General features: G+C 44.3%; 6 protein-coding genes. 4 read left to right on the forward strand and 2 right to left on the reverse strand.

All coding sequences use genetic code 11. The annotated features are described in order from the left end of the window. Positions 1-78: 78 nt before the first annotated feature. Positions 79-549 (forward strand): IS5/IS1182 family transposase, encoded by a 471-nt coding sequence (locus tag HADU_RS08875; protein ID WP_008305503.1) that lies wholly within the window; start codon positions 79-81, stop codon positions 547-549. A gap of 242 nt (positions 550-791) precedes the next feature. On the opposite strand, the gene HADU_RS08880 is transcribed toward HADU_RS08875, so the two are convergent. Continuing rightward, positions 792-1,478 (reverse strand): response regulator, encoded by a 687-nt coding sequence (locus tag HADU_RS08880; protein ID WP_008305505.1) that lies wholly within the window; start codon positions 1,476-1,478, stop codon positions 792-794. Between the two features lie 12 nt (positions 1,479-1,490). Continuing rightward, on the reverse strand, positions 1,491-3,146 hold the full coding sequence (gene baeS / locus HADU_RS08885) for a sensor histidine kinase efflux regulator BaeS (RefSeq protein ID WP_008305507.1): 1,656 nt from the start codon (positions 3,144-3,146) through the stop codon (positions 1,491-1,493). A gap of 136 nt (positions 3,147-3,282) precedes the next feature. Here baeS and HADU_RS08890 point away from each other — a divergent pair, with 136 nt between their 5' ends. The 3 genes from HADU_RS08890 to HADU_RS08900 all read left to right on the forward strand — a co-directional run bounded on the left by HADU_RS08890 (position 3,283) and on the right by HADU_RS08900 (position 7,996). Further along, on the forward strand, positions 3,283-3,912 hold the full coding sequence (locus tag HADU_RS08890) for a hypothetical protein (RefSeq protein ID WP_008305509.1): 630 nt from the start codon (positions 3,283-3,285) through the stop codon (positions 3,910-3,912). 329 nt (positions 3,913-4,241) lie between these two features. Then, positions 4,242-6,044 (forward strand): acyl-CoA dehydrogenase C-terminal domain-containing protein, encoded by a 1,803-nt coding sequence (locus tag HADU_RS08895; protein WP_008305511.1) that lies wholly within the window; start codon positions 4,242-4,244, stop codon positions 6,042-6,044. 170 nt (positions 6,045-6,214) lie between these two features. Beyond that, positions 6,215-7,996: an acyl-CoA dehydrogenase C-terminal domain-containing protein gene (locus HADU_RS08900; RefSeq protein WP_008305513.1), complete on the forward strand. Its 1,782-nt coding sequence runs from the start codon at positions 6,215-6,217 to the stop codon at positions 7,994-7,996. The last annotated feature ends 20 nt before the right edge of the window (positions 7,997-8,016 follow it).

Genomic DNA, 8,016 nt, shown 5'->3' on the forward strand with positions numbered 1-8,016 from the left:
TGATTCGGTCCAATCTGTTTAATTTACCCAAAGATTTACCCGAGGGCGAAGGCATCGACTGGAATGTTGTGATCGTGGATGCCACGGAAATTCCAATCCAAAGGCCTAAAAAAACAGAAGAAAAGCTATAGCGGCAAGAAAAAGACCTATACCTTTAAAGTACAGGCCATGATTCACTACAAAACTCAGCAAATTCTGAGTTTATGTACCAGTCGCGGTGCAGTGCATGATTTCGAGTTGTTCAAACGCAATTTAAACCAGATTCCTTTTGGGGCTTTTATCCTTGCAGATAAAGGCTATCAGGGGATTTATGTGTTGTATCCGAATAGCCTGTTGTCATTAAAAGCCAAGAGACACTGTAAATTGGATCCTGAATTGAAAATCTATAATCAGGAAATCAATAAAAGAAGAATCGGAATTGAGCATGTATTTGGCAGCCTGAAAACCTTCAAAATCCTTGCTGAGCGTTATCGAAATAGAGGTAAAAGGCTTGGTTTGAGATTCAATTTAATCGCTGGAATCTACAACTTGGAACTGAGCAAAAAATGATTTATGAAAGAGGTCTATTTAAGTGATTAGTTCTTAAACTTTTATTTTTTATTTAAGAAGGTTTCTTTCATTAAATTTTTACGTGCTCGAATATCGATCTCCTATTCCTCACCAATTCAGTTATCCATTTAAGTTGCTTTTATCGCGCTATTTTTATAGTAAAACGTACCACAGTATTCTTTAGTGGATAAAAAAGCGAATAGAGAAAATCTATTCGCTTTCGTGCTTTCCTTGAACCAGAGTTAGTCCTCAGGATATTCAAAACGATAACCCACACCATAAACTGCCTGAATCCACTCATGACGGTTACCCGTTTCAGCAGCCTCGGAAATCTTGCGGCGCAGGTTCTTGATATGATTGTCAATCACACGGTCCGCCACATCGAAGCTGTCCGGGTTAATATGATCCAGCAATTGCGCACGTGAATACACCTGACCCACATGCTCCAAAAACAGTTCTAATAAACGGAATTCTGTTGGGGTCAGGTTCAGCGCTTTTTGTTGATACCAGATGCGCTGTTGCGATTTATCCATACGGAACAAATCATTGCTTTCCGGTTCGGCCTTGCGATCCAGACGGCGTAGAACTGCCTGCACGCGCGCGACCAGTTCCTTCGGACTAAATGGTTTACAGATGTAGTCATCTGCACCCATATTCAGGCCGAGTACACGGTCAATTTCTTCAGTACGTGCCGTCACCATAATAATCGGTAGATCGGACTGCTCACGCACCTTACGGCAGATGGTCAGGCCATCCATACGTGGCACCATCAGGTCCAGAATCATCAGGCTCGGCTTACGTTGAGTGAAACTGTTATAAGCTTCCTGTCCATCATGAAACATGCTGACTTCAAAACCAGCAGCTTCTAGATAGTCTCGCACCAATTGTGCAAGTTCGACTTCGTCTTCAACCAGCATAATGTGTTTCATGAATAAACTTCCTTATGATTTTATTTGTTTAGGAAAAGTCAGCTTGCAACGTAATCCACCGAGTGGCGAATGATCGAAGCTTAAACTTCCACCTAATGCTTGCGTAATTTTACACGATAATGCCAAACCCAGTCCGGTACCACCAGTGGCACGGGTACGCGAGTCATCTACACGATAGAAACGTTCACCTATTCGGGCCAGCTGTTCATCGGTCAGACCAAACGGACTGTCATCGACATATAAGGTCCATTCTTTGTCATTCTGTTCAGTATGAATATGTACCTGTCCACCCGCTTCAGTATAGCGAATACTGTTGCTCAGCAAATTAGCCACGATCTGTTTAAAGCGGTCCAGATCTAGCTCTACGTCTGCGCCTTCACCTTCCGCAGTCACAGTTAATTGCGCCTGTTCAAACTTTGGATGGAAGTTCATTAATTCCTGCTGTACCACATCCCATGGATTAATCGTACTGACATACATCTGCAATTGCTGGGCATCAGCCTGTGCCAGGGCTGCCAAATCTAGAGTCAGTTTTTTCAGACTGGTCACCTGTGCCAGCATCGAAGCAAAATGTTCTGGAGTGGGCTTACGAATTCCATCCTGCATCGCTTCAATCTGTGCCTGCAACACGGCGAGTGGCGTTTTCAGTTCATGTGAGGTATCCGCTACCCATTGGCGACGTGAAGTCTCATGTTGATTGAGAATGATAGCCAATTGATTTAACTCATTGGATAAATCACCCAGCTCATCATTGCGGTTAACTTTAACCTGATGCTGATAATTGCCTTTGGTTAACTCACGTGTACCTTGCAATAAGCGTTGAATCGGCTTTTTGAAATAAGTCGCTAACAGGAGTGCAGCGATGAGACTGGTCAGGATACTAAGGCCATATACCAGGAACAGGTAACGTTTCTGATTACTAAAGAAATTGATACTTAATGCATCTTCCTGATCCAGTACCGGTTTTAGCCCCAGGTAACCGACAATTTTATCGTCTACCATAATCGGGCGATAAGAAATCTGCTCATCGGAAGGTTCACCCACGACAAAACGGCGTTTGGCATCATAAAGAGATAAACGTGAACTCAGACCCAAACGGTCAGGCATCTGGATAAACTGTTTTTTACCCGCTTGCGGCTGCGTTGTTAACTGCGAGCCATTTTTACGATCGGTTCTAAACAGGTTCTGATTAGAACTCAGCGGGAACTTCAAACCTTCAAAAGGCTGAAACTGCGAAGGTAAATTTGCTGCCAATACACGCAGTTCTTCCTCATTTACAGTACGTTGTTCAGCATCTGTGCCCATCAGGCTTGGTGCTACATTGGCTAAGGTGTGATCCTGAAAATAACGTTGCTGTAAGGCAATATCATACTGACGACGTAACCACCAGCGTGACAGACGGTCATAATCATCCGGCGCTGCCTCACCTTCGATCTGTAGAATCTGAGCCTGAATTGCATTGCCCCAGTCATTATAAACGCCATAGACTTCGGCCAGGTTTTCAATGACATGATCCAGTTTCTGCATTTCCACATCGGCAACATAGCGAGTGAAATTACGCTGCATGTTGAGATGAAGCACACCGAGACTCACCGTGGTAATCACCAAGGTGGTAAACAGCACTGTTAAAAACAGCCGGAGTGCAATCGGAATGCGGCGAATATTCAAAAGCAGATTCTCAGTTTTTCCTCTAGATTCATTATTGTAGCGAACACAAGCTGAAAAAACTCTTCATTGTTTCTTCATCTTTATTGTTTATTCTTTGCAACATACAGATCAGGCTCGTGGCTTGGAGACAAATACAATGAAAGCAATGACAAAAATCATCGTCCTGGGTGCAAGTGTGTTATCAATGGGGGCATTGACCGCGTGTCAATCGACTAAGCATGCACCAAGTGAAGATCATCCGCAAATGATGAAACATCAACAAGATCATATAGGTCGTCATCTGACTGCAGAACAGCGTGAACAGTTCAAGCAAATGCGTGCACAACGTGCGCAGCTGCATAAGCAAATGCAACAGGCCTGTGATAACAAAGCTGTTGGCAGTGCAATTCAGGTGAAAGCCGGTGATAAAACTGTAGACGGTACTTGTCAGATCTCTTTCAAAGCAGACCGTAAAGATATGAAAGCTGCGCGTAGCGAGTTCCGTGGTATGAAAGGTGAACATCGCCCAATGCGTGGTGACTTTCGCGGAGCATTAAACCGTGGTGAAGCACTGACTGATGCGCAACGTGCGGAAATGGTAAAACAGTTTGACCAGCGTCTGGCTCAACGTCAGGCACAGCAAAAAGCTGCTGTTCAGGCCTGTCAAGGTAAAAAAGATGGCGCAGCTGTACAGCTCAAAATAGGTGAAAAAACCATTAATGGTCAGTGTCACGTCCGTTTCCAGCCAAATGCTCCAGTTAAAGCACCAGCCGTTAAGGCGTCTTAACTGAACGTTTCAAATTTATTATTAAAAAAGGCACTTCCGGGTGTCTTTTTTTATGCGTGTTGATTGTTAGAACTAAGTCTATCTAAGTGTGCAGGTTTTTGACCATTCGTGTCAGATATTTTTTTATAAAAACGTTTACACTCAATATACTTAAGATTTCAAGGGTAATTATCTTTGACTTTACAGTCACCAAGAAATAGCCTTGAAATGCTTGTGCCAACAAGGAAGATGTTGCACGATTAGACCATGTCAATACGTGTCAATGAAGGCACGTTTCAATTTAATTCAGGATTATAACGCTGGTATAAACCAGTATTGAGGAAACCGATATGCCACAATACAAAGCGCCCTTACGTGATATGCAATTTGTTTTGCATGAGCTTTTAAATGTTGAACAACATTATGCCAGCCTGCCTGCATTCCAAGATAACGTAAGCCGTGAGCTCGTAGACCAGTACCTGGAAGCTGCCGCTGATTTCTGTGAAAATGAATTATCTCCTTTAAACCAGGTGGGTGACCGCGAAGGCTGTACCTGGAACGACGGTGTTGTAACGACTCCAACAGGCTTCAAAGAAGCGTATCAAAAATACATCGAACTTGGCTTCCCTTCTCTTTCTGCGGAAGAGCAATATGGCGGTCAAGGCTTACCGAACTCTTTAGGTATTACCATTTCTGAAATGGTCGGTACTGCGAACTGGGCATGGGGCATGTACCCTGGCCTTTCTCATGGTGCTGTACGTACTTTAGAACACCATGGTTCTCAAGAACAAAAAGATACTTACCTGCCTAACCTGGTATCAGGTGTCTGGACAGGTACGATGTGTCTGACAGAATCTCATGCAGGTTCTGACCTGGGTATTATCCGTACTAAAGCTGAGCCACAAGCGGACGGCAGCTATGCAATCTCTGGCGAGAAGATCTTTATCTCTGCTGGTGAACATGACATGGCTGAAAACATCATCCATATCGTACTGGCTCGTCTACCGGGTGCACCTAAAGGTACTAAAGGTATTTCGCTGTTCATTGTACCGAAGTTCAACCTGAATGCTGACGGTTCTATCGGTGAGCGTAATGGCGTACGTTGTGGTTCGATCGAACACAAAATGGGGATCCATGGTAATGCAACGTGTGTCATCAACTTTGATAACGCAAAAGGCTTCCTGATTGGACCTGAAAACCGTGGTCTGAACTGCATGTTCACTTTCATGAACACTGCACGTATCGGTACTGCTGTACAAGGTTTGTCTGCATCTGAGTCTTCTTTCCAAGGCGCGTTAGCTTATGCGAAAGACCGTTTGGCAATGCGTTCTTTAACTGGCCCTAAAGCACCTGACAAAGAAGCAGACCCGATTATCGTTCACCCAGCAGTACGTAATATGCTGTTAACTCAAAAAGCATTTGCTGAAGGTGGTCGTGCACTGGTTTACCTGTTGGCTCAATATGCAGATGTAGTTGAACATGGTGTAGAGGAGGCAGACCGTAAATTTGCTGACAACATCCTGTCTCTATTGACGCCAATTGCGAAAGCCTTCCTGACCGAAACCGGTTCAGAAGCTGCAAAACACGGTGTACAGGTGTTTGGTGGTCACGGCTTTATTTCCGAGCACGGTATGGAGCAAATCGTACGTGATACACGTATTGCTTGCTTATACGAAGGTACTACTGAAATCCAAGCACTTGACTTGTTAGGTCGTAAGGTTCTGGGTACGCAAGGCGCGATGCTGAAAGACTTCACCAAGATCATTCACAAATTCGCAGAAGCCAACAAAGACAACGCAGCAATGCAAGAATTTGTTGAACCGCTTGCAGCGCTGAACAAAGAATGGGGCGATTTGACCATGCAAATTGGTATGCGTGCAATGCAAAACCCTGAAGAAGTCGGTGCTGCGGCAGTTGATTACATGTATTTCTCTGGCTATGTAACGCTTGCTTACCTATGGGCTCGTATGGCACTGGTTGCACAAGAAGCCTTGGCTGCGGGTACTACCGATGTCGACTTCTACAATGCCAAAGTAACCACTGCACGCTTCTACTTCAAGAAGATCCTGCCACGTGTACGCTCGCATGTTGACGTGATTGCGACTGGTGTAGAGCCGTTAATGAGCCTGGATGCGGAACATTTCGCATTCTAAGCTGATACAATTTTAAATGCAGAAACAAGGAAAAGGACGGTTACTTTTAAAGCGTCCTTTTTCTTTATAAAGCATTACAGAATTAACCTTTAGTCGTCTAACAATAAGATTTTTAATGCATTAGACTGACTCAAAATCAATCGATTCAAACAAGAAACAGGTGACCCACTATGCCAATTTATAACGCGCCACTTGCCGATATGAAATTCATCCTGAACGATGTATTCAATGCCGAACAATTCTGGCAAGCCAATGAAAATTTAGCCCATTTGGACGCTGCAACAGCAGAAGCAATTCTTGAAGAAATGGCTAAATTTGCGCAGAACGTCACCCTTCCGTTGAACCGTACCGGTGATGAAGAAGGCGCGAAATATGAAAATGGCGCTGTGACCACACCTGCAGGTTTTAAAGAAGCATTCAAACAATATGCTGAAGGCGGCTGGATTGGCCTTGGTGCTGATGCTGAATGGGGTGGTCAGGAAATGCCAAAAATGCTGACCGTTCTGTCAGATGAAATGCTTTTTGCTACTAACCCGTCTTTCATGCTGTATCCATTACTGTCTGTCGGTGCGGGTATGGCATTGAACAGCTATGGTTCTCAAGCGCAAAAAGAAACTTACCTGCCAAAAATCTATTCTGGCGAATGGTCAGGTACCATGTGTTTAACCGAACCACATGCGGGTACTGACCTGGGTATTATCAAAACCAAAGCTGAACGCAATGGTGATGGTACTTACAGCATTACCGGTACCAAAATCTTCATTACTGGTGGTGACCACGACCTGGCTGAAAACATTATTCACCTGGTATTGGCAAAAACACCGGATGCGCCTGCGGGCTCTCGCGGTATTTCCCTGTTCATCGTGCCTAAATTCCTGGTGAATGAAGATGGTTCGATGGGCGAACGTAACCCGGTAGGTCCAGGTTCGATTGAACACAAAATGGGGATCAAAGCATCTGCCACTTGTGTCATGAACTTCGACGGTGCCAAAGGTTATCTGGTAGGTAAAGAAAACGAAGGCCTGGCAGCCATGTTCGTAATGATGAACTATGAACGTTTATCTATGGGTATCCAGGGCTTAGGCGCTTCTGAATTCGCTTACCAAAATGCGGCACAATATGCGACAGATCGTCTGCAAGGCCGTAGTGCTTCTGGCGTTCAGTCTCCAAACAAACCAGCAGACAGCATTTTAGTACATGGCGATGTACGTCGTATGCTTTTAAATGTACGTGCAAACAATGAAGCCTCTCGTGCATTCGCTGTGTACGTTGGTCAACAGCTTGACATCACCAAGTTCTCGACGGATGCAGAAGCAATCAAGAAAGCCAATGATCGTGTTGCCCTGTTAACACCGATCGCGAAAGCGTATCTGACTGATACAGCCTTCAATGCAACACTTGATGCACAAATGGTCTTCGGTGGTCATGGTTATATTCGTGAATGGGGTATGGAACAGTGTATCCGTGATTTACGTATTTCACAGATTTACGAAGGGACTAACGGTGTTCAATCACAAGACTTGATTGGCCGTAAGACCATTAAATGTAATGGTGAATTTATTGCTGAATACATTCAGGAAATCCGTGATTTTACCAATGCACTGGATGCTGACCTGAACTTCATTAAAGATGCGACCCTTGATGCGGCTGCAGAAGTTGAAGCAGTAACCCAGCATATTATTGAAGCTGCGAAAGAAAATCCAGAATATGCGAATGGTGCTGCAGTAGATTACCTGCATGCAGTAGGTCTGTTGAGCTTCTCTTATATGTTCGCACGCATTGCCCATGCTGCGAAAGATAAACAAGGTGAGTTCTATCAGAACAAACTGGGTCTTGCTCGTTATTTCGTACAACGCATTCTGCCTGAACTGGCACTGCGTATTACTAAAGTCAAAGCAGGTTCAGAAGCATTAACACAGTTCTCTGAAGAATACTTCACAACTCAGTCTTAAAATATTTAAGCCATAAAAAA

The organism is Acinetobacter sp. HA, assembly GCF_000264725.1.
GTDB classification, from domain to species: Bacteria; Pseudomonadota; Gammaproteobacteria; order Pseudomonadales; family Moraxellaceae; genus Acinetobacter; species Acinetobacter schindleri.

Coding starts and splice junctions, on each gene's coding strand:
- HADU_RS08880 (WP_008305505.1), bottom strand. CDS start 1,478: ATGAAACACATTATGCTGGTTGAAGACGAAGTCGAACTTGCACAATTG.
- HADU_RS08890 (WP_008305509.1), top strand. CDS start 3,283: ATGAAAGCAATGACAAAAATCATCGTCCTGGGTGCAAGTGTGTTATCA.
- HADU_RS08900 (WP_008305513.1), top strand. CDS start 6,215: ATGCCAATTTATAACGCGCCACTTGCCGATATGAAATTCATCCTGAAC.
- HADU_RS08875 (WP_008305503.1), top strand. CDS start 79: ATGCCACGGAAATTCCAATCCAAAGGCCTAAAAAAACAGAAGAAAAGC.
- HADU_RS08895 (WP_008305511.1), top strand. CDS start 4,242: ATGCCACAATACAAAGCGCCCTTACGTGATATGCAATTTGTTTTGCAT.